Annotated in this window: 17 protein-coding genes; 9 read left to right on the plus strand and 8 right to left on the minus strand. The window is 67.3% G+C overall.

Annotated features, from left to right (window positions below):
* Positions 1-181 precede the first annotated feature (181 nt).
* A complete protein-coding gene (gene acnA, locus H9638_RS01555; RefSeq protein ID WP_225216869.1) occupies positions 182-2,842 on the plus strand; it encodes an aconitate hydratase AcnA in 2,661 nt (886 codons plus the stop codon).
* Between the two features lie 58 nt (positions 2,843-2,900).
* On the opposite strand, the gene H9638_RS01560 is transcribed toward acnA, so the two are convergent.
* Genes H9638_RS01560 through H9638_RS01575 form a run of 4 tightly spaced genes read right to left on the minus strand, consistent with a single transcriptional unit; the run spans position 2,901 to position 7,067 of the window.
* Positions 2,901-3,860, minus strand: coding sequence for a glycosyltransferase family 2 protein (locus H9638_RS01560; protein ID WP_191745421.1), 960 nt, complete (start codon positions 3,858-3,860; stop codon positions 2,901-2,903).
* Positions 3,857-4,876 (minus strand): glycosyltransferase, encoded by a 1,020-nt coding sequence (locus H9638_RS17025; protein ID WP_191745422.1) that lies wholly within the window; start codon positions 4,874-4,876, stop codon positions 3,857-3,859. The genes H9638_RS01560 and H9638_RS17025 overlap by 4 nt, the downstream gene beginning before the upstream one ends.
* A complete protein-coding gene (locus H9638_RS01570; protein ID WP_191745423.1) occupies positions 4,873-5,937 on the minus strand; it encodes a glycosyltransferase in 1,065 nt (354 codons plus the stop codon). Before H9638_RS01570 ends, H9638_RS17025 begins: the two co-directional genes overlap by 4 nt.
* Entirely contained in the window at positions 5,934-7,067 is a 1,134-nt protein-coding gene (locus H9638_RS01575) for a glycosyltransferase family protein (RefSeq protein WP_191745424.1), read from the minus strand. Before H9638_RS01575 ends, H9638_RS01570 begins: the two co-directional genes overlap by 4 nt.
* 128 nt (positions 7,068-7,195) lie before the next feature.
* Between H9638_RS01575 and H9638_RS01580 the strand changes: the two genes are divergently transcribed.
* Positions 7,196-7,675, plus strand: a complete 480-nt coding sequence (locus tag H9638_RS01580) for a CinA family protein (protein WP_191745425.1) — start codon at positions 7,196-7,198, stop codon at positions 7,673-7,675.
* Positions 7,676-7,783: 108 nt separating this feature from the next.
* Here H9638_RS01580 and H9638_RS01585 read toward each other — a convergent pair whose 3' ends face one another.
* The 4 genes from H9638_RS01585 to H9638_RS01600 form a co-directional block, all read right to left on the minus strand.
* A complete protein-coding gene (locus tag H9638_RS01585) occupies positions 7,784-9,427 on the minus strand; it encodes a RecQ family ATP-dependent DNA helicase (protein WP_191745426.1) in 1,644 nt (547 codons plus the stop codon).
* Positions 9,428-9,549: 122 nt separating this feature from the next.
* Complete coding sequence (locus tag H9638_RS01590) at positions 9,550-10,494, minus strand: dihydrodipicolinate synthase family protein (RefSeq protein WP_191745427.1); 945 nt, start codon at positions 10,492-10,494, stop codon at positions 9,550-9,552.
* 41 nt (positions 10,495-10,535) lie between these two features.
* Positions 10,536-11,549: a 1-aminocyclopropane-1-carboxylate deaminase gene (locus H9638_RS01595; RefSeq protein WP_191745428.1), complete on the minus strand. Its 1,014-nt coding sequence runs from the start codon at positions 11,547-11,549 to the stop codon at positions 10,536-10,538.
* A 70-nt stretch (positions 11,550-11,619) separates the two neighbouring features.
* Positions 11,620-12,132, minus strand: coding sequence for a hypothetical protein (locus tag H9638_RS01600; protein ID WP_191745429.1), 513 nt, complete (start codon positions 12,130-12,132; stop codon positions 11,620-11,622).
* A 340-nt stretch (positions 12,133-12,472) separates the two neighbouring features.
* Here H9638_RS01600 and H9638_RS01605 point away from each other — a divergent pair, with 340 nt between their 5' ends.
* The 7 genes from H9638_RS01605 to H9638_RS01635 all read left to right on the plus strand — a co-directional run bounded on the left by H9638_RS01605 (position 12,473) and on the right by H9638_RS01635 (position 20,409).
* Positions 12,473-13,990 (plus strand): SulP family inorganic anion transporter, encoded by a 1,518-nt coding sequence (locus H9638_RS01605; RefSeq protein WP_191745430.1) that lies wholly within the window; start codon positions 12,473-12,475, stop codon positions 13,988-13,990.
* 118 nt (positions 13,991-14,108) lie between these two features.
* The gene (locus H9638_RS01610; protein WP_191745431.1) at positions 14,109-14,654 is read left to right on the plus strand and encodes a dihydrofolate reductase family protein; all 546 of its coding nucleotides are present in this window, start codon (positions 14,109-14,111) and stop codon (positions 14,652-14,654) included.
* 24 nt (positions 14,655-14,678) lie between these two features.
* The gene (locus H9638_RS01615; protein WP_191745432.1) at positions 14,679-15,794 is read left to right on the plus strand and encodes a serine hydrolase domain-containing protein; all 1,116 of its coding nucleotides are present in this window, start codon (positions 14,679-14,681) and stop codon (positions 15,792-15,794) included.
* A 100-nt stretch (positions 15,795-15,894) separates the two neighbouring features.
* On the plus strand, positions 15,895-16,821 hold the full coding sequence (locus H9638_RS01620; protein ID WP_191745433.1) for an SDR family NAD(P)-dependent oxidoreductase: 927 nt from the start codon (positions 15,895-15,897) through the stop codon (positions 16,819-16,821).
* A gap of 2 nt (positions 16,822-16,823) precedes the next feature.
* Positions 16,824-17,717 carry an amidohydrolase family protein gene (locus H9638_RS01625; protein ID WP_191745434.1) on the plus strand — a complete coding sequence of 298 codons (894 nt, stop codon included), beginning with the start codon at positions 16,824-16,826 and terminating at the stop codon, positions 17,715-17,717.
* Positions 17,714-18,916 carry an acyl-CoA dehydrogenase family protein gene (locus H9638_RS01630; RefSeq protein ID WP_191745435.1) on the plus strand — a complete coding sequence of 401 codons (1,203 nt, stop codon included), beginning with the start codon at positions 17,714-17,716 and terminating at the stop codon, positions 18,914-18,916. The genes H9638_RS01625 and H9638_RS01630 overlap by 4 nt, the downstream gene beginning before the upstream one ends.
* A gap of 14 nt (positions 18,917-18,930) precedes the next feature.
* Positions 18,931-20,409, plus strand: a complete 1,479-nt coding sequence (locus tag H9638_RS01635; protein ID WP_191745436.1) for an AAA family ATPase — start codon at positions 18,931-18,933, stop codon at positions 20,407-20,409.
* The last annotated feature ends 2 nt before the right edge of the window (positions 20,410-20,411 follow it).

Raw genomic sequence — 20,411 nt, forward strand, 5'->3', positions numbered from 1 at the left:
GGTGGAACTATCGATGAGCAGGGTTTCAAACACTGTGACGCTGGCCACAAAAATACCCTATAACGTGTGAACTATAAGTGTCGACTTGGCACCTGGCCGTTGGGGCCGTGTTTGCCCCGCATATTTCGGCCGGGCCGGCCGATGATGGCGTAGATTCGGTATAGCTTATAACCTGTAACGGATGAAAGAGGGCGAAATGGTGAGTGGTGCCGCAGCGAAGGACTGGACCACGGAGTTCCGGGTCAATGGACAGGACTTCCGCGCCGTTGACGCCCGCGCGGCCCTGGGCGGGGACTTTTACCGCCTGCCGGTAGTCCTGCGGCTGCTCGCTGAAAACACCCTGCGCAATTCCTCCGCCCGGGAGAGCGCGCGGACGGTGGAGAACCTCCGGGGCTGGCTGGATGCACGGACATCCCTGGAAGAGCTGGAATTCTGGCCAGGGCGCATCCTGATGCATGACACCACCAGCACCCCGGCACTGGTGGACATCGCGGGAATGCGGAACTCCCTGGCCGAGGCCGGGCTCGACCCCTCCGTGCTGAACCCGGTGGTCCCGGTGGATGTATCGATTGACCATTCCCTGGCCGTGGAAGAGTACGGCCGTCCCGATGCCGCCGGGCGCAACCTGGTCCACGAGTACCGCCGGAACAAAGAGCGTTACAGCTTCCTAAAATGGGCTGCGCAGGGCATGGAAACGGTCCGCATTAATCCGCCGGGCACCGGCATCATGCACACGATCAATCTTGAACAGCTGGCCACCGTGGTCACCACGGTCGACGACGGCGCCGGCGGGCCGGCGTGGGCCGTGCCGGACATGATGATCGGCACGGACAGCCACACGCCCATGATCAACGGAGCGGGCGTGCTCGGCTGGGGTGTGGGCGGGCTGGAGGCCCAGACCGTTATGTTCGGGATGCCCACCACCCTCCGGATCCCCGACGTCGTGGGCGTCCGGCTGACAGGTGCCCTGCCCCGCGGAGCGACGGCGACCGACCTGGCGCTGACGGTGACGCACCTGCTGCGCGCAATGGGTGTGTCGGGGGAGTTCATCGAGTTCTACGGGCCGGGAGTCTCCAGCCTGAGTGTCGGCCAGCGTGCGGTGGTGGCCAATATGGCCCCGGAGTACGGGGCGACAACGGGGTTCTTTCCGGTGGATCAGCAGGTGCTGGACTATCTGCGCCATACCGGGCGCAGCGAGTCCCAGCGTGCGCTGGTGGAGCAGTACGCCAAGGCGTGCGGCTTCTGGTTTGATCCCGGGGCCAGCCCCGAGTACAGCCGCAGCACCACCGTGGACCTCACCACCGTCCAGCTGCGCGCCGCCGGGCCGCGCCGCCCCCAGGACCTGCTGGCCCTGGGCAGTATCCCGGAGGCACTGGCTGCTGAGGGAGTGCTCACGGGCGAACCGGCGTCGGACATGCCCCGCTTCCCCGTCGCGCTCGCCGCCATTACCAGCTGCACCAACACCACGGACCCCAAGCTGTTGATCGCTGCCGGCCTGGTGGCACGCAAAGCGCGGCAGCTGGGACTGCGGCCCGCGCCCTGGGTCAAAACCTCCCTGGCCCCCGGATCACCGGCCGCTTCGAGCTACCTTTCGCGTTCCGGTCTGCTGGAGGACCTGGGCGCCGTCGGGTTCGACATCGTCGGCTTCGGGTGCACCACCTGCATCGGCAACCCCGGCCCGCTCCAGGGCTCTGTTAAATCGAACGTTGATGCGGGGCGGGTTCGTGCGGTGGCGGTCCTTTCGGGGAACCGGAATTTCCCGGGCCGGGTGCATCCGGATCTTGACCTGGGCTTCATTATGTCCCCGCCCCTGGTGGTTGCCTACGCACTGGCGGGCCGTGCGGACGTGGATCTCACGACCTACGACTTCCTGGCCGGGACGGGGCAGGCTCCGCTGAGGCTCGCGGACCTGCTGCCAGACCAGGCGGAAATCGATGCGGTGTGGGAACGCGGACAGGATCCCGCCGACTTCGCCCGGGACTTTTCCGTGGCCGTCCGGAACCCGATGTGGTCCCGTCTCGAGGCACCGGACGGACCGCTTTTCCCCTGGGCGGAAGACTCCACCATCCTGCGCCGGCCACCGTTTGCCTCGGTCTCGGAGGGCAGTCAGCTGGGCAGATACACGGCCCATCCGCTGCTGGTCCTGGGCGATGACATCACCACGGACCACATCTCACCGGCCAGTGCCATTCCCGCCACGGGGTTCGTGGCGGATTTCCTGGTCGAGCGGGGTGAGGACCGGCACGACCTGAATGTCTTCGCCTCCCGAAGGGGCAACTGGGAAGTGATGCTGCGTGGAGCGTTCCATAACAAAACCGTGGTGAACCAGCTGGCGGCGGGCATCCCGGACGGGCTGCCGGTGGGGCATACCGTGCACGCCCCCAGCGGGGAAATCCTGCCGCTCTTCGAAGCAGCTGAGAAATACCGCCTGGACGGGCACTCCGTGGTGGTTGTGGCCGGAGAACGCTTTGGCACCGGTTCCTCCCGGGACTGGGCGGCAAAGGTGCAGCGGTTGCTCGGTGTCCGGGCCGTCCTGGCCGGCAGTTTTGAGCGGATCCACCGCTCCAACCTCATTGGGATGGGCATCCTGCCCCTGACCGTCACGGCGGAAGCCGGTGCCAAACTCAGGGCCATGCGCCCGGGTGACACCCTGGAGATCCAGGCCGGCGCGGAAGACCTTGCCCCGCGTGCCGGAATCCCCGTCATCCTCCACACCGCAGACGGGCACCGGGAAGAGTTCACCGCCACGGCAGCCGTGGAAACCGGGCTGGATGTGAGTCTCCTGCGTGCCGGCGGTGTCATCCCGTCGCTGCTGCGCCAGACCATGGCGGCCATGCCCTGATGCCCGGCGGGCCGGGCCGGGAGAGCCGGCCCGGCCCGCACCGGGGGTACGCCGTGCGTTATTCCTTCCGCAGCCTGTCGGCGGTGACATCGCTGCCGTGCCGAAGGGCGGCGTTGTTAATCGCTGCCCGGGCGTCGATGCCTGTTGCCATGGACTGCTGCAGCGGAGAGGAAGGTTGGGCAGACTGAGGGGCCGGTTCGGCTAGCCTGCACGGCTCGGAGCCGGTACCGCCGCGGATCAGGCCGCGCCGGCGGAATCCCTCCAGCCAGCCGCCCATGGGCCAGGTGCCCCAGCGTTCGTGGAACAGGTTTGCGTTGCGGACAATGTCCGCAAGGTGCTGCACCGGCGGATCCTGGGTGGGATGCCACTGATGGTAGGCGCGGGATCCGCCCACCCACGCCAGTCCCACGCCCTTCTGCCCGGCGAGCCGGGCGAAGTCGGTATCTTCCCCGCCGTAGCCGGTGTAGTCCTCGCAGAAACCGCCGATCCGCTGCCAGGTTTCGGCCGTGACGGCGAAGGAGAGGGACCAGAACAGGTCCGGATTGCTGTCCGGAACAATGCTGCCCGGTTCCGGCGCCGGCCGGGCAGGATGTGGTGCGTCCAGGTCCTGGAGCCGGAGCAGGTCGTAGCCGTCCGGGCCGGGCGGATCCAGATAGGTCACCGGTCCGCAGAGCAGGCGGCCGCCCGCCTGCTCTGCGGCGGCCGCATAGCCGGAAACCAGATCCGGGCCGGGGAGGCAGTCCACGTCGAGGAAGACCAGCAGGTCTGCGCCGCGCTCCAGTGCCGCCTGGGCACCGGCGTTGCGCGCGCTCGCCAGCGGAAGACTGCTGCCGGAGGCCGGGACGTTCAGGACTGTCCCGGGCAGCCGGGGGTCCCGGACGCGGGCGCCGACGGCCGGATCGTTCATGGCCACCACCACATAGTCATCCACGGAACGTGAGGACCGCAGCAGGGCCCGCTGCTGGGCGGCCAGGTGCCTGTGGCGGCCCTGCGCCAGGGTGATGACGGCGATCTTCATGCGTCCACCTCTGCCGGTGCTCCGGCACGGTCTGCAACCGCGGTGAGGATCCGCGCGGCGCGGGCCGCTCCACGTCCGTCGTTCCAGGCGTGCCACTGTCTGCCGTCCAGCCCTCCGGCGGTTTCCAGAACCTCCCGCCAATCCGTCCGGGCGAAGGTTGAGGAGACGATGACCGGCAGATCCTGCAGTTTTGCCAGTGCCCGCGCCGTGGTGAACTGCTCCTGATACGGACGTTCCTGCGGCACGATCAGCGCCGGGATGCCGGCAGCTGCTGCGTCGGCCACCGCCCCCTGCCCGGCATGGGTCACCACGAACGACGCCGCCCGCAGATGGGGGAGGGGATCGCCGGTCCGGTTGTCCGGTGTGGTTCCCACCGCCACCCAGTCCACGCCCGGCGTCTGGCGGCGCGCGTCCTGGATATCGTCGTCGCTCATCCCGCCGCCGCCGGCGCCCCCGAGGACCAGGACCTGCTCAATGCGGCGGGGCAGCCGGCCGGACTGCACCGGCACCCCGGAGATCGCGCCCAGCGGGTGCAGTTTCCCGGCCAGGCCGGCATCCGCCGTGCGGAGCATGTCCGGAGCAGCGGCCGGCCAGGCGGCAATCACGGCGTCGGAGATCCCGAATCCCAGAGTGTGGGCCGGATCTGTCCGGACGCCCGGCAGTGCCACCGAAACCACGGGTACCCCGTGCAGGCGCGCGAGGACGGCAACTTCCACGGACACATCCGCCACCAGCAGAGCCGGGGCGGCATCCCGGATCCAGGCCGAAAGCCGGGCCATGCGGCCGCGCAGCCCTGCGTCATCACGCGGAACCCAGTGCAGGAAACCGTTGGCGTCAACGCTTTGCGGCTGGCTGGAGGCATCGTCGCGCTCCAGCTGGATCCAGGGACCGTGCCATTCAGGCGGGCAGGCCAGGGAGGATAACCCGGTGACGCTGCCCGTGGGCAGCTCCGCGGCGATGGCCAGGGCGCGGCGGAGGTGTCCCCTGCCGTGATGGTGGATGTAGTAGCCGATCACGCGGCCACCACCTGTGCGGCCTCGAGCAGCAGCGCCTCATATTCGTCCACCATCCGCTCGTGCGAACAGAAGGTCTCCGCCCGCTGCCGGGCCGCATCGCGGGACAGTGCGGCAGCTTCGCGCAGGGCTGCGGCGAGGGCCTCGACGTCGTCAGCCGGCGCCAGGCGCCCGCAGTCCCTGGTGAGGATTTCCGGAAGGGCGCCCCGTTCAAAGGCTGCGACCGGTGTCCCGGCAGCCAGGGCCTCGGCGGCGACGAGGCCGTAGGGTTCATCCCACCGCGGGGACACGAGGGCGGCGCTGGCACCCTGTACGGCCCGGCGGAGCGCGGCGTGATCCAAGTGGCCCAGATAGCGGATGTCTTTCCCCAAGTGGGGGCGGACTTCGGCGTCAAAGTATGCGTGGTCATAGATGGGACCGGCCAGGTCCAGGGCTGTCCCGGCGCGCTTCGCGGCGTGGATGGCCAGTGCCGTGCCCTTCTCCGGGACGATCCGGCCGAACCAGATGGCCGGGCCGCCGCCCGGTCCCTGCTGCCAGCGCCGGGTGTCGACTCCGTTGAGGATGGCGGTGCTGTCCACGAGCCCGGACCAGGCGTCGCGGGTATGCGCGCTGACCGCGATGAACCGGGTGCGCTCACCGCGGACCCGGATGGCTGATTCGATCCAGCCGACCGGGGGTGTGTGCAGGGTGGTCACTAGGGGGACCTGCAGCAGCCGGGACATGGCGATCGGCAGGTGGTGGATGCTGGTGTTCAGGACGGCGTCGTACTTCCGGTGGCCGGACTCGGCGAGGTCCAGCATCAGCGAAAGGTAGGCATGGTGTTCGGCCATCCACTGCTCGGGCGGCGAACCGACGTCGCGGCGGGCCGCGCCGCTCATTTCAAACACCGGCACGTCCAGGAACTCGACCCTCAGGTCCGGGTCGGAACCGGCGGCAGCGAAAAGCGTGATCTCGTGGCCGCGGGCGGTCAGCGCGGAGACCAGCGCATGGGTGTGGGCTTCCAGGCCGCCGGCGAACGGCTCGCTGATCGGAAACCGGGAGGGTCCGATGACGCAGAGCCTCACTGCAGCACCCCGCTCCGGTCCAGGAGCGTGGCGTAGATTTCCGCGTGCTGGGCCGCGATCACCGTGCGCTGTTCGGCGCGCGCCAGGGTGGGCAGCGGCTCCGGCGGGCCGGCCAGCCGGGCGGCGCGGACGGCGGCCTTCAATGATTCCGGATCGAGTCCTGCTTCGTCGTGGTGGTAGCCGAACACCGGTCCCTGGCCGGCATAGTAGCCGCAGTCGGGAGCGGCGACGGCGGTGCCCAGGTCCCGGCAGGCCTCCAGCCAGCCGGAGTGGGTGCCGAACCGGTAGGGCAGCACCGAGAGGTCCAGGCCGGCGAGGTACTCCCAGAGGTCATCATCAGGCAGGAAATCGTGGACGTGGAGAACAAGTTCCCCGGCAGCGGCCTGGGCGGTGAGGAAGTGTGCCAGGCCGGCGTCGTACCGGGCCCCGCCGGATTCCAGGACATCCTTGTGCCCGTTAACCTGCACCACCATGCCGCCGTCCTGCCGGGCAACGTCCAGCAGTGCCTGGATCACGGGCAGCGGCTCCATGCTGGCCCGCAGGCTTTTGACGTGGACCCCGACGCGGAACTCCTGCCCCGGCGGGGTCTGCGCCGCCCGGCGGACGTACTGTTCCATCGTGTCGAGTTCGACGACGTGCGGGTGCGGAATCACGTGGGGAGTCCGTCCCCAGCGGCGTTCGATCTCCGCGGCAGCTCCGGCGGTAAGGGTTATCAACGCGTCGGCACCCGGGATCAGGACGTCCAGGTGCGCGTTGTGCGCTTCGGGGCTGTTGTGGTGGGGATTGCGCAGATCGTGCACCGTGTAGATGAGCGGCTTGCCGTGCCGGCGCAATGCGGTCACGGCGTCCTGCAGATCCTGCGGGTCCAGGGCATCGAATCCGAAGTGGATGTGGAAAACGTCGAAGGAAGCGGCATTGGCGTCGATCCAGTCCGCGTGCAGCATAACCGGCGGCCACCACTTGCCGGTCGCGGGATTGTCCGGGGAATCGGGGTCCGGATCGGGGAGCCGGACCACTTTCGGAAGCTTCTCTGCCTGGCCGGCTGTGGCGCCAGGGACCGGGTCCAGATGGCGGATGTATACGTGTCCGGAGGGAACACTGGCGACCCGAATGGTGTTGCGCGGCTGCAATCTGTGACCCCTTTTCCGTTATGCGGCGGCAGGTCTGAGCAACAACCGGTGCCGCGCGGGTGGTGAAATAGTAAGTAGCGTTACTAATCAATAGCATGCGGACCGGAAAGGGTGGGCAGCGGCTGAGTATGAACGCCACAAACGGACAGTTGGAAGAGCTTCCACACCGCATCGCGGAGGAGGTGGAACGGGCCGGGCTGAAGGTGGCCCTGGCTGAGTCGCTGACCTGCGGAAACCTTACGGGAGCGCTGGGGAAGGGCGGCAATACCGGGCAGTGGCTGTGCGGCGGGATCGTGGCGTATCTGACGGAGGTCAAGCAGTCCGTGCTGGGCGTCAGTCCAGGTCCGGTGGTCAGTGCGCGGTGCGCCGAGGAGATGGCGGCTGGAGCGGCCCGGCTGTTCGGAGCCGACGTCGCCGTTTCCACCACCGGGGCTGGCGGTCCGGGCCCGCTGGAGGGACAGCCCGCCGGCACTGTGTTCATTGGCTGGAGCTGCAAGGGCGCCACGGGCAGCTCCAAACATCAGTTCGACGGCGCTCCGGAGGAAGTCATCGAACAGACCGAAGCGGCGGCGCTGCAGCGGCTGCTTGAACTCGCCAGGCAGGCCTGAGGCATCATCCCGGCGGGTGACCTTCGTTCAGCCGCCGGGATGGCGGAACCTGGCGGTCCTTGGCGACCGGTCCCGGAATAACCGCTGCCCGCTGGAGGGGCCGGGACGTCACTGTGCCCTGAGCAGCTCCTTCTCCAGCACCACGTCCACGGAGAGCGTTTTGTAGCCTTCGGAATCGAACAGGACGGTCACGGTGCCGTCGTCGTAGCTCATCACCATGCCGCGGCCCCACTCTGCGTGGGTCACCTCGGACTGCAGCGGGAAGGGCTGCTCCCCGGCGGGTTCCTGAGGACCCAGTTCCTCGCCCCGTTCCTCCGCGCGCTCGCAGTTGTCACAGTTCCCGCACATGTCGGGAGCGTCCTCACCGAAGTAGTTCAGCAGGAAGCGCCGGCGGCAGTCACCGGTTTCGGCGTACTGGCGCATCATCTCCAGCCGGGATGAGTCAATGTTCTCCCGCTTTTCGGCGAATTCGACGGCGGCCTGAACGGCTTTCGCCGCCGTCACAGGCAGCGCGGTATACCCGGCGCCGCTGGCCTGGACCGAACCGGATTGTTCCAGCAGGCTCAACTGCCCGGAGAGCCGCCGGGCGCTGATATCCAGGTCCTGCCGGAGCGTGTCCGCGGAGACTGGAGCATCATGGCGTTTCACCACCTTGAAGACCTGGCTCAGCGCCTCCTCGTTGGGGGATTTCGCGGCGAAGAACCGGCGCAGCCCGAGGTCTTCCGGCCGGTAGTGCAGGAAGATCCCACAGGGTTCCCCATCGCGCCCACCGCGGCCGATCTCCTGGTAATAGCTGTCCACGGAGTCGGGCACATCCGCGTGCACCACAAACCGCACGTTGGGTTTGTCGATGCCCATGCCGAACGCCGTCGTAGCCACCACCACGTCCAGTGCGTCGTTAAGGAACTGTTCATGGATCTGCTGCCGGTCCTCGTGGCGCCGCCCTGAGTGGTAGGCATCAGCGCGCAGCCCTTTTTCCTGCAGGGCCTGCGCATATTCCTCGGTTTCCCTGCGGGTGGCAACGTAGAGCAGTCCGGGGCCGGGCAGCTGCGCGGTCTGGGCCAGGATGGCGCGCCGCTTGTCCTCCGGATTTTCGTGCCGTGCCGCGGACAGGCGCAGGTTGGGCCGGTCGAAGCCAAGGGAAACCTGCAGTTCATTCCGCATGCCGAGCTGCTCCACGATCTCGGCTCGAACCGGCGGGGAAGCCGTAGCCGTCAGGGCGACGACGGGCCGTTCCAGGGCCTTGACCAGAAGATCGAGCTGCAGGTAGTCGGGGCGGAAATCGTGCCCCCAGGCGGAGACGCAGTGTGCTTCATCGATAACCACTAAGGAGACGTCCAGGGCACGCAGCCGTTCCGCTACTTCCGCCCTGGCCACCTGCTCCGGACCGAGGAAAAGAAACTTTGCCTGACCGGCGCCGTCCCCCTCTGCCGCGGCCCACGCCTCGTCCCAGTAGGCCTGGGACTGCGCGGAATTGAGCACGTACGCAGCGGTACGGCCAACCGCCTCGTTAATGGCGTCCGCCTGGTCCTGCTGGAGGGCAATCAATGGTGAAATCACGACGGCGGTCCCCGGCATCGCCATGGCCGGCACCTGGTAGACGGCGGACTTTCCGGCGCCGGTGGGCATGATGCAGAGCACGTCCCGGCCCGTGGACGCGGCCTCCATCGCTTCCAGCTGGCCGGGACGGAAATCCTCCCAGCCAAAAACCCGGGCAGCTGTGCGCTGCAGATCGGCGCGGGACGGTGACATGGGCATTCCTCCTGGCAACAATCAGCGAAACGGACAATTTCGCGGATCCTAAGCCTACTGACTTCCGGTCGGAGTCACCGAATGCGGTGGCCGGGCTCACGTCAGGCCAAACCGGGCAGTTTTCAGGCCAGCCGGAGTTCTTCCAGGACACGGGCCACCCGGGTACGTCCGTTGCTGTCCAGCCCGCGGAGGGGCAGGGGCAGGCTTGCGTGCGGCGCCAGCCCAAGCTGTTCGGCAATGGCGGCCGTAACCCGGAGGCTGCCGAACTCGGCGAAGAGCTGCCACAGGGGAGCCAGCCGCGCCGATTCGGCGGCGGCGGCGGCTGCTCTGTCCGTCTGGTGCGCCCGGTCCGCCTGGTCTGCCTCGTCCGCTGTGTTCGCACTGTCCGCCCGGGCGGCACGCAGGATCCGCAGCGCGGGGGCCGGCAGGGTTCCGGCGATTACCGAATACCAGACGTCGCACCCCGCGGCCAGGCCGTCCGCCGCCGTCGCATCCCCCGAGACGCCGATGGTGACATGCTCCGGAAGCACGGCCCGGATTCCTGCGACCCGATTGCGGGCCTCCGCTGCATCCCGCGGGACACCGGGGATCTTGATGGACGCGATCCCGGGCAGCTCCGCGATCCGCGCGTACAGCTCCGTGCTGAAGCTGAAATGGGTGGTGCCGGGGTTGTCGTACACGATCACAGGCAGGTCCGTGCCGGCGGTGACGGCCTGGAAGAGGCCGAGGACGTCGTCGTCGGTCAGCGGCTGATAGCTGATGGGGGCCAGCAGGACGCCGGCCGCGCCCGCAGCCTCCGCGGAGCGGACGTTGGCCAGGACATGCGAGGTCCGCAGCGCACCGACACCCACGAACACCGGCACTCCGCCCGCGTGCTCCACCGCCAGCTGCGCCACCCGGGCACGCTCCGCGGCGGTCAGGTAGGCATAGGAACCGGTGGATCCCAGAGCGGTGATGGAGTCGACGCCGGAGTCCGCGAGCCGCTGGACGAGGCCGGTGAAGGCGGCCTCGTCAACGGAATCGTCTTTGAGCGGGGTCAGGGGAAATGCGCTGAGGCCGGTGAACATGAGCTGACTGTAACCCTGCCTTCCGGCGGGTCCGGCAAGTGTTACGAGCGGAACAGTCCGCTGTAGGCGTTCAGTGCCAGCTGCCCGCCCAGATGGGCGTAGAGCACCCTGCTGCCGGCCGGGATCTCCCCGCTGTTCACCAGGGAGATCAGGCCCGCGAGGGACTTTCCCTCGTAGACCGGGTCGGTAATCATCGCCTCGAGCGAGGCCCCGAGCCGGATCGCTTCCAGCGTGGAATCCACCGGAATGCCGTAGAGGTCCCCGGCCCAGCCCGCCAGCACGGTGATTTCGTCATCCCGAAGGTCCCGGCCCAGACCGATCAGCTCCGCCGTGTTCCGGGCGATGCGCTCCACTTGGTCCCGGGTCTTCTGCAGGGTCGCCGAGGCATCGATGCCGATCACCCGCCGCGGCCGGTCCTGTCCGGCGAAGCCGGCGATCATGCCGGCGTGGGTGGAGCCGGTGACCGTACAGACAATGATGGTGTCGAAAAATATGCCCAGCTCACGCTCCTGCTGCTGAACCTCGTACGCCCAGTTGGCGAAGCCCAGGCCGCCCAACGGATGGTCGGAAGCGCCGGCCGGAATCGCGTAGGGGGTGCCGCCGTCGGCCTTCACCTCTTCGATGGCGGCCTCCCAGCTGCTGCGGAAACCGATGTCGAACCCGGCACTGTCCAGCCGGACGTCCGCCCCCATGATCCGGGAAAGCTGGATGTTCCCAACCCGGTCCGAGAGCGGGTCCGGCCAGTCCACCCAGTTCTCCTGCACCAGCCGTGCCTTCAGCCCCAGCTTTGCGGCAACCGCGGCAACCTGCCGGGTGTGGTTGGACTGGTAGCCGCCGATGGACACCAGCGTGTCCGCACCCTGCGCCAGCGCGTCCGGCACCAGGTATTCCAGTTTGCGGGTCTTGTTGCCGCCGAAGGCGAGGCCGCTGTTGACGTCCTCCCGCTTCGCCCAGATCTCGACGCCGCCGCCCAGGTGCTGGCTCAGGCGGGGGAGCGGGTGGACCGGGCTGGGTCCGAAGGTCAGGGGATAGCGCTCAAAGTCCGTGATGGCCATGGGGCGAGTATGCCCCATGCCTCATGCCGGAGCGTGGAACCCAAGAGCGGGTGGGTCTTGGCGCAGGTCGTCAGAAATTCTCGACTGTGCGCCGGATGAGGTGAACCCGCTCGGCCGGGATCCAGCCGGCGACGCTCTGGTGCGACAAAGGCTCGTTGTCAGAGAAGGGACGGAAACCGTAAGAGCTGATGAGCCTGCGCTGGTCCGATTCCTCCCATTGGCTCGACTGTATGACCGCGAGTCTTCCCTCAGCGTCTTCGGCAAGGATTCGGACCAGCCGCGCCCGGCCCAGGTCGCCTGTTACTTCGACCTCCTGAACACCTGAGACTTCGTCAAGGGGCACGCTGAGAAGGTGTTCAACCGGGGTTGCGGCGAAATTATTGGGATGCCGGCGGATCGTTTTCCATTCAGGGCCGGGAGCCAGGCCGGTCCTGCTGACCAGCGTCAGGGTTCCGCCCTGGCTCGGCCGGACAGCCCGAAGCTCGTATTCGCAGCCGCGCCAGGTTCCGAAGTTCCCGGTGAGCTTGCTGCCGTCCGCCCGCCACCTGCTGACGCCCGGCACGAATGATCGTTCCTCTTCCAAAATTCCTGCTTTCGGCGGATGCTGTTTCTGTTTTTCACCCTCTCATACGAGCGGTTCGGACTGTGTGGCGGCAGACCGTCCGTGTTTTGCTCCGTTTTGAGACAATCCTTCCGGTTTGGGACTTTCCTGCCGTGGCGCCGCGCAGGATTGTCCCCATCTGGCGGGGAAGTCCCGAAACGCAGGGAAACTAGGCCATGCCGGACCGAACTACGCTCCGGACCGCGTCTCGGCCAGCGGCTGGACTTCCCTTGAGGGGACACCGCGCCGGTATTCTGGAACCGGATTCGTCGCACGGCCCCCGGCATTCCGCCCCGGCCGCCGAATGCCCCCGCACACCCGAATGGAAACCGCCTTGTCCCTACCTGCCCCGACTCCCGTTCCAGCGCACTCCGCCCCGCAAACCGTTCTCTCCACCCTGCGCTCGCCGCGGCTGCTGAAAACCGAGGTGCTGGCCGGACTGGTGGTCGCGCTGGCCCTGATCCCGGAGGCCATCGCCTTCTCGGTGATCGCCGGCGTCGACCCGCGGATGGGCTTGTTCGCCTCCTTCACCATGGCCGTGACCATTGCGTTCGTGGGCGGGCGGCCAGCTATGGTTTCCGCGGCCACCGGAGCCGTGGCGCTGGTCATTGCCCCGGTAGTTGCCAGCCACGGCGTGGAATACCTGGTGCCAACCGTGATCCTGGCTGGGATTTTCCAGATCCTGCTCGCGCTCGCCGGCGTCGCCAAGCTGATGCGGTTCATTCCGCGCTCCGTGATGGTTGGCTTCGTGAACGCCCTGGCCATCCTGGTGTTCTCCTCCCAGCTGCCCGAACTGATCGGGGTGCCGTGGCTGGTCTACCCGATCGTCGCCGTCGGGCTGCTGATTGTGTTCCTGCTGCCCCGGCTGACGACGGCGGTGCCCGCACCGCTGGTGGCGATCGTCCTGCTCACGGCTGCCGCCGTCGCCGCCGGCTGGAACGTCCCGACGGTGGGGGACAAGGGGGAACTGCCGGACAGCCTGCCGGCCCTGCTTTTCCCCGAGGTTCCGCTGACCCTGGAAACCCTGCAGATCATTGCGCCCTTCGCCGTGGCGATGGCGTTCGTGGGCCTGCTCGAATCGCTGCTGACTGCCAAGCTGGTGGACGACATCACCGACACCCGCTCCTCCAAGCCTCGCGAGGCCGCCGGGCAGGGCATCGCCAACATCGTCACCGGGTTCTTCGGCGGGATGGGCGGCTGCGCCGTCGTCGGGCAGACCATGATGAATGTGAAGGCCTCCGGCGCCCGGACCCGGATCTCCACGTTCCTGGCCGGAGTTTTCCTGCTGATCCTGGTGGTGGTGCTGGGCGACATCGTGGCGCTGATTCCCATGGCGGCGCTGGTTGCGGTGATGATCTTCGTGGCCTGGGCCGCGTTCGACTGGCACAGCATCCGCCCGTCCACGCTGCGCCGGATGCCCCGGTCGGAAACCGTGGTGATGGTGACCACCGTCGTCGCCACCGTGCTCACGCACAACCTGGCAATCGGCGTCGGCATCGGTGTCCTGGTGGCGATGGTCCTGTTTGCCCGGCGCGTGGCGCACTTCGTCACCGTGCAGCGGACGGTGGCCGACGACGGCGCCGCGGTCACCTATGCGGTGCGGGGCGAGCTGTTCTTTGCCTCCTCGAACGACCTTTATACCCAGTTCGAGTACGCCCTGGACCCGGCAGACGTGGTGATCGACATGAGCGGCTCGCATGTCTGGGATGCCTCCACCGTCGCGGCGCTGGATTCCATCACCGAAAAGTACCGCAGCCGCGGCAAAACCGTCCGGATCATTGGCCTGAATGACTCTTCGCTGTCCCTGCAGGGCCGGCTTTCGGGGGAGCTCGGCGGCTGACCGGTGTCCTGGCTCTGGCGCGGGTACCCGCCTGCGCGTTAGAAATAGCCTGAACCCCCGCGTCCGGGCCTGAACTTCACGGCCAGGCCCGGGAAACTGCAAAGAGGCGGGCGGAACCATGGGAAAAGTCCTGATTCACGCAACGGTGACCGTGGACGGTTTTATGGCGGACAGCGACGGCGGCGTCGACTGGATGTTCGACGCCGAGTCGGTGGAGGCGGACACCGCGCTGGTGAACCGCGTGGTCCGGGAGATCGGTGCCGTGGTGGGCGGCGCGAATAAAACCCAGACGATCGAACCGGGGGAAGAACCCTACGGGGGAATGCTGAAAGTCCCGGTGTTCCTGATGACCCACTCGCCCCGCGGCCCCATCGAAAAGGACGGCATCACCTACGCCTTCCTGGACGATCTCCCGCAGGCCGTCGAGCGGGCCCGGACCGCGGCGGGGGCGAGGGCAGTGGCACTGCTGGGCGGCAGCATCTCCCGGCAGTGCCTCGAACTCGGGATCGTCGACGAAATCCAGCTGCATGTGGTGCCAATCCTGCTGGGCCGGGGCATCTCCCTGTTCAGCGGGCTCGAGCGTCCGGTCAATCTGGAGCGGCTGGAGACGGAGGCCTTTGCCGGTGGCATCCACCTGCGCTTCCGGGTGCTGCAGCCGGGATAGGTGCTGCGCACTAGTGTTGGGGCCATGTTCCAAGACATTGATGCCCAAGCCGTGGACCTGATCCTTCGGAACGCTGTGGCCCGGGAGGAGTTTTCCGGCACCATCCAGCTCTCGCGTGCGGGCAGCGTTCTTCACGAAGGGTCCTACGGCGTGGCTTCCCGCCGCTGGGGCGTGCCGGTTTCCCTGGGAACACGGTTCGACGTCGCGTCCGTTACCAAGCTGTTCACCTCTGTGGCCGTGCTGCAGCAGGTGGATGCCGGGACCCTTGACCTCGGCTCCCCGGTTGGAGAGTTCGTCGAACTAGGCGGCACCCGGGTAGACCCGGCGATAACGATGCGCCAGCTCCTGACTCATACCTCGGGCATCGGGGACGATGCCGACGAGGAGGCCGGCGAGTCCTACGAAGACCTGTGGGTGGACCGTCCCACCTATTCAGTCACCAAAACCGCAGACTTCCTGCCGCAGTTCGTGCACAAGGAGCCGAACTTTGCCCCGGGCACCGGGTGCCGCTACTGCAACTGCGGCTACGTCCTGGCCGGGCTGGCAGTGGAAAAGGTGACCGGCACGAACTACCGGGATTACGTCCGGGAACATGTGTTCGCAGCAGCGGGCATGCACGATTCGGGATTCTTCTCCATGCAGGAAGCTGTGCCGAACGTCGCCGAGGGCTGGGACCCGATCCGTGATGACAGTGGCCAGGTAACTTCCTGGCGGCAGAATATTTTCAGCTATCCGCCGATCGGGTCCCCGGATGGCGGCGCCCATTCGACTTCCGCAGACCTGGTCCGTTTCCTGGACGCTGTCCGGGCCGGCAGGCTGCTCTCCGCCGAGTCCACTGCCGCGTTCCTGACTCCGCAGGTCAAGCACTCGGACCTCGATGCCGGAGAGCTCCACTACGGCTTTGGGCTGGTCTTCCGGCTGGATGCGGAAGGGCAGGCGGGTCTGATTTATAAAGACGGCATCAATGCCGGGGCCAGTGCCCTCCTGGGCTATTATCCCGGCGCGGATGTGACATTGGCGCTGGTTTCCAACTCCGAGGAAGGGGCGTGGGGGCCATTGGCGGAGATCACAGCTCTGGTGCAGGCAGCAGATTCCGTAGAAGAGGAAGACAAGCGAACTGAGGCGCTGCGCCAGGGATAGGTGCACTCTTAAACCGTTGACTTTTTCAACCATTCCGGCAAGGATGGAGCAAAAGAGCAGGTCAACGGCGCCCGGCACTGCCGGCAGAAAAGGAGCCACCATGTCCTTGGACGGCAAAACCGCGATTGTTACCGGCAGCGGGCGGGGGCTGGGCCTGGCCTACGCCCGGGAGCTGGCCCGGCAGGGCGCAGCGGTAGTGGTGAACGACGTCGATTCGGCCGTTGCCGAGGAAGCGGTAGCGGTGATTAAGGCCGACGGCGGCCGCGCGGTTGCGGTGGTGGCTCCGGTCGGGTCGACCGAGACGGCCAAGGCCCTGGTGGCTGCTGCGGTGGAGAACTTCGGCGGCCTGGACATCCTGGTGACCAACGCCGGGGTGCTGCGGGATAAGTCGCTGCTGAAGATGACGGACGAGGACTTTGACCTGGTGATCAACGTGCACCTGCGCGGCACGTTCACCTGTGTCCGGGAGGCATACGCGTACTTCAAGGAAAACAATGTGGCGGGCCGGATCATCACGATCGGTTCCCCGACCGGGCAGCGCGGGAACTTCGGGCAGACCAACTACGCTGCGGCGAAGGCCGGGATCGTGGGCATGGTCCGCACCTGGGCGCTGGAGATGAAGAAGGCCGGCGTGACCGCGAACGCCGTGATTCCGGTCGCCGCGACGGCGATGACCAAGACCGTCCCGTACTTCGCTGCCGCGGTTGAGGCCGAGGAGCGCGGTGAGGCGATGCCGGACTTCTTCCGCAAGGAGCTGGGCTTTGGCACGGCGGAGGATGTTGCCGGGCTGATCGCGTTCCTGGCCTCGGAGGATGCTGCCGGGATCACCGGACAGGCCCTTGGTGTGGGCGGGGACCGGCTGCAGCTGTGGTCCCATCCCGAAGCTGTTGCCTCGGAGTACCGGGACGGCGGGTGGACCTATCAGGATCTCGCGGCCGCGTTCCCGTTCGCCGGCAGCCTGCAGGGTGTGGGGGAGAAGTTCCCGCCGCTGCCCGCCGAACTCCAGCCCGAAGCGGTGGCGAAGTAGCCATGGCATCCACACGCTACGAGTTGGGCCTGGATGTTGCCTCGTTGACCGCGATCGACATGCATGTGCATATCGAAATCGACGGGCACGGACACGTTTCGCTGCCGCAGGACCTGATGGACGCCTCGAGCAAGTACTTCAAGGCCGAGGAGCGGACGCCGTCGCTGGACGCGATCGCGGCGACCTATCGTGAACTGAACATGGCTGCCGTGGTATTCACTGTGGACGCCCGGACCCGGTTGAAGCACGAGCCGAACAGCATCGAGGAGATTGCCGAGGGCGCAGCCCGGAACAATGACGTGCTGATCCCGTTTGGGTCTGTGGATCCGCTTACCGGTGCCGACGCCATCGACCGGGCGAAACAGCTGGTTGAGGACTACGGGGTCCGTGGGTTCAAGTTCCACCCAAGCCTGCAGGGATTCAATCCCTCGGACCAACGGTATTACCCGCTGTGGGAAGCCCTGCAGCAGCTCGGCCTGCCGGCGGTCTTCCATACCGGGCAGAACGGCATGGGTGCCGGTACGCCCGGCGGGTCCGGAATCAAGCTGGGCTACTCGAACCCGCTGCTGCTGGATGAGGTTGCCGCGGATTTCCCGCAGTTCCAGATCATCATGGCGCACCCGTCGGTGCCGTGGCAGGACGAAGCCAACTCGATCGCCACACACAAATCGAATGTCTTCATCGACCTGTCCGGCTGGTCGCCCAAGTACTTCCCGGAATCGCTGGTGAAGCTCTCCAACTCCGTCCTGCAGGACAAGGTGCTCTTCGGCACCGATTACCCCTTGATCACCCCGCAGAAGTGGATGAGTGCGTTCGCGGACCTGCCGTTGAAGGACGCGGTGCGGCCCAAGATCCTCAAGGAAAACGCCGTGCGTCTGCTGGGACTGGGCTCATGAGCGCCCGGGTGAGTGCCGGAGATGCAGCAGCGTTCTACCCCTCGGACCGCTACGGCTACTCCGAACTGCTCAGCGCCCCGGAACTGGCAGCGCTGGGCCAGCTGCGGACCGTGCTGGATAAGCAGGTCGCCCCGCTGCTGGGAGAGTACTGGGAAGCCGGGGAATTCCCGTACCAGATCCGCCAGCCGCTGGTGGACCTGAACCTCATGGCACCCGAGGGCGCCACCGACAGCCAGGGACGCACCTCCGGGCTGTACACCGGCTTCCGGAACTTTGAGCTGGCCCGCACCGATGCGTCTGTGGCCACGTTCTACAACGCCCAGTCCGGCCTGTTCCGCACCACCGTTCTGGAAGGCGGCAGCCCGGAACAGGCGGTGGACCTGGATCCCAAGATCCGCTCCTTCGAGTACACCGGCGTCTTCGCCCTGACCGAACCGGACCACGGCTCGGACATAGCCGGCGGCCTGGAAACCTCCGCCCGGCGCGAGGGTGATAACTGGGTGATCAACGGCGCCAAGCGCTGGATCGGCGGGGCCTTCACCGCCGACGTGCTGGCGGTCTTCGCCCGGGATGAAGCCGACGGGCAGGTCAAAGCCTTCCTCGTTCCGCGCGAAACCCCCGGCGTCTCGATGAGTAAAATCCTGCGCAAGACCTCCCTGCGGATGATGCAGAACGCCGACATCGAACTCCGGGCCGTCCGGGTGCCCGATACCGCCCGGCTCAGTAACATCAACTCGTTCAAGGACGTCGCCGCGCTGATGCGCCGGCTGCGTTCCGACGTCGCGTGGATCGCCTGCGGGCTGCAGGCCGGCGCCTACGAGGCGGCCCTGCGCTACACCCTGGAACGGCAGCAGTTCGGCCGGCCACTGGCCTCCTTCCAGCTCACCCAGCAGAAACTCGCCACCATGGCAGCCAACGTCACGGCCTCACTGGGCATGGTGGTCCGGCTGACCCAGCGCCAGGAAGAGGGCATCTTCCGGGATGAGGACTCAGCCATGGCCAAGATGTTCACCTGCACCGCGATGCGGGAAACCGTGGCATTGGCCCGCGAAGTGGTGGGCGGCAACGGCATCACCCTGGACACCGACGTCGCCCGTTTCCATGCGGACGCCGAGGCGGTCTACTCCTACGAGGGGACCCATGACATCAACGCCTTGATCCTGGGCCGCGCCCTCACCGGAACGGGCGCCTTCCGCTGATAGGGTCGGCGCCCATGGAGAAGAACCTCGCGGACTTCCTGGCCAGCTTCAGCGCCGCAATCGACCTCGCCCAGCAGCAGCGCTTCCAGTCCCCGGACCGGGAGCGGCTGCGGGATGCCATCAGCCGCCATTTGGGCTGCCCGGCCCAGGACGTGCCGATCGTGGCCGAGACAATCCCGTTCCACCGGTTCGCGGACCTGGACATCGCGCTGGAACGGCTGGCTGCGGCGGACCCGGACAATGAGCTGATTGGCATGGGCGGCGGCCAGCAGCGCCGGCACCTGACCCTCTCCGATGTAGTGCAGGAGGACGGTTACAGCAACGTTCCGGTGGGCCAGCCGGACTATGTGAACGTCCCCATCGGTCCCGGGGAGAGCCGCGAAGCCCTGGCCCTGGGTATCCGGCTCTTCCGCCACCGCGGGATTCCCGTTGCCGTAATGCAGCGCAACGGGGATCCGCAGACCGGCAGTCCGGACGCGAGCATCGCGGTGATGGCAGCGGACCGTTCCGCGGCAGCCGCCGTGCTGGCTGCCGTCCAGGAAGACCTGCGGACCAACAGCGTCCTGCGTGGCCAGGTGGTGTCGCTGGGGTTTGACCCCTATGGCCAAAACGGCGCCGGCGTCACGTTCCTCTCCAGGCCCTTACTTCCCATCAGCGAAGTGATCCTGCCCGACGGCGTGCTGGAGCGGGTCCGCAGCCACGTCATCGGCATCGCCGGGCACCGCAGCCAGTTGAAGGCAGCCGGCCAGCACCTCAAGCGCGGTGTCCTGCTCTACGGTCCGCCCGGCACCGGGAAGACCCATACCGTCAGACACCTGCTCAGTGAAACTCCCGGCACGACGGCGGTGCTCCTCTCCGGCGGTTCCCTCGGCGCTGTCTCCCATGCCGCGAAACTTGCCCGGGCCATGGCTCCGTCCCTGGTGGTGCTCGAGGACATTGACCTGATAGCCGAAGACCGCAGCATGGGCCACGGGCCTCAGCCGCTGCTGTTCGAAGTCCTCGATGCCCTGGACGGACTCGACGCCGATGCGGATGTCTCGTTCATCATGACCACCAACCGGGTGGACGTCCTGGAACGGGCCCTGGCGCAGCGGCCCGGCCGGGTGGACCTCGCCGTCGAAATTCCCCTGCCGGATGCCGCCGACCGCGCCCGATTGCTGGAACTGTATGCACCGGCCGGCACGTTCTCCGCGGCCGCCCTGGCACAGGTGGCGGAACAAACAGAGGGGGCAACGGCGTCGTTCGCCAAGGAACTGGTGCGCCGCGCTGTCCTGGCGGCGGCGGAAGCGGGGGAGGACCCCGCCGACGCGCACCTGCTCGGTGCGGCGGAAAGCCTCTCGGGACAGCGTGAAGCCCTGACCCGCAGCCTGCTCGGCGCAGGTCCTGAGGCGGAGGGTCAGGAGCCTGCAGGGCCCGATGCCGCCGGAGGGTTCGTCACGGGACCGCGCGCCGGCTTCGGCTGGTCGCCACTGCCGCACGCGGGCTTGGGCTAATC

It is taken from the genome of Arthrobacter pullicola (assembly GCF_014836875.1).
Taxonomy (GTDB): Bacteria; Actinomycetota; Actinomycetes; order Actinomycetales; family Micrococcaceae; genus Arthrobacter_B; species Arthrobacter_B pullicola.

Excerpts from the sequence above, each read along its gene's own strand:
- acnA (WP_225216869.1), top strand. The coding sequence starts at position 182 with ATGAAAGAGGGCGAAATGGTGAGTGGTGCCGCAGCGAAGGACTGGACC.
- H9638_RS01585 (WP_191745426.1), bottom strand. The coding sequence starts at position 9,427 with ATGTCACCGTCCCGCGCCGATCTGCAGCGCACAGCTGCCCGGGTTTTT.
- H9638_RS01610 (WP_191745431.1), top strand. The coding sequence starts at position 14,109 with ATGGGAAAAGTCCTGATTCACGCAACGGTGACCGTGGACGGTTTTATG.
- H9638_RS01615 (WP_191745432.1), top strand. The coding sequence starts at position 14,679 with ATGTTCCAAGACATTGATGCCCAAGCCGTGGACCTGATCCTTCGGAAC.
- H9638_RS01580 (WP_191745425.1), top strand. The coding sequence starts at position 7,196 with ATGAACGCCACAAACGGACAGTTGGAAGAGCTTCCACACCGCATCGCG.
- H9638_RS01630 (WP_191745435.1), top strand. The coding sequence starts at position 17,714 with ATGAGCGCCCGGGTGAGTGCCGGAGATGCAGCAGCGTTCTACCCCTCG.
- H9638_RS01595 (WP_191745428.1), bottom strand. The coding sequence starts at position 11,549 with ATGGCCATCACGGACTTTGAGCGCTATCCCCTGACCTTCGGACCCAGC.
- H9638_RS01635 (WP_191745436.1), top strand. The coding sequence starts at position 18,931 with ATGGAGAAGAACCTCGCGGACTTCCTGGCCAGCTTCAGCGCCGCAATC.
- H9638_RS01625 (WP_191745434.1), top strand. The coding sequence starts at position 16,824 with ATGGCATCCACACGCTACGAGTTGGGCCTGGATGTTGCCTCGTTGACC.
- H9638_RS01590 (WP_191745427.1), bottom strand. The coding sequence starts at position 10,494 with ATGTTCACCGGCCTCAGCGCATTTCCCCTGACCCCGCTCAAAGACGAT.
- H9638_RS01620 (WP_191745433.1), top strand. The coding sequence starts at position 15,895 with ATGTCCTTGGACGGCAAAACCGCGATTGTTACCGGCAGCGGGCGGGGG.
- H9638_RS01605 (WP_191745430.1), top strand. The coding sequence starts at position 12,473 with ATGGAAACCGCCTTGTCCCTACCTGCCCCGACTCCCGTTCCAGCGCAC.
- H9638_RS01560 (WP_191745421.1), bottom strand. The coding sequence starts at position 3,860 with ATGAAGATCGCCGTCATCACCCTGGCGCAGGGCCGCCACAGGCACCTG.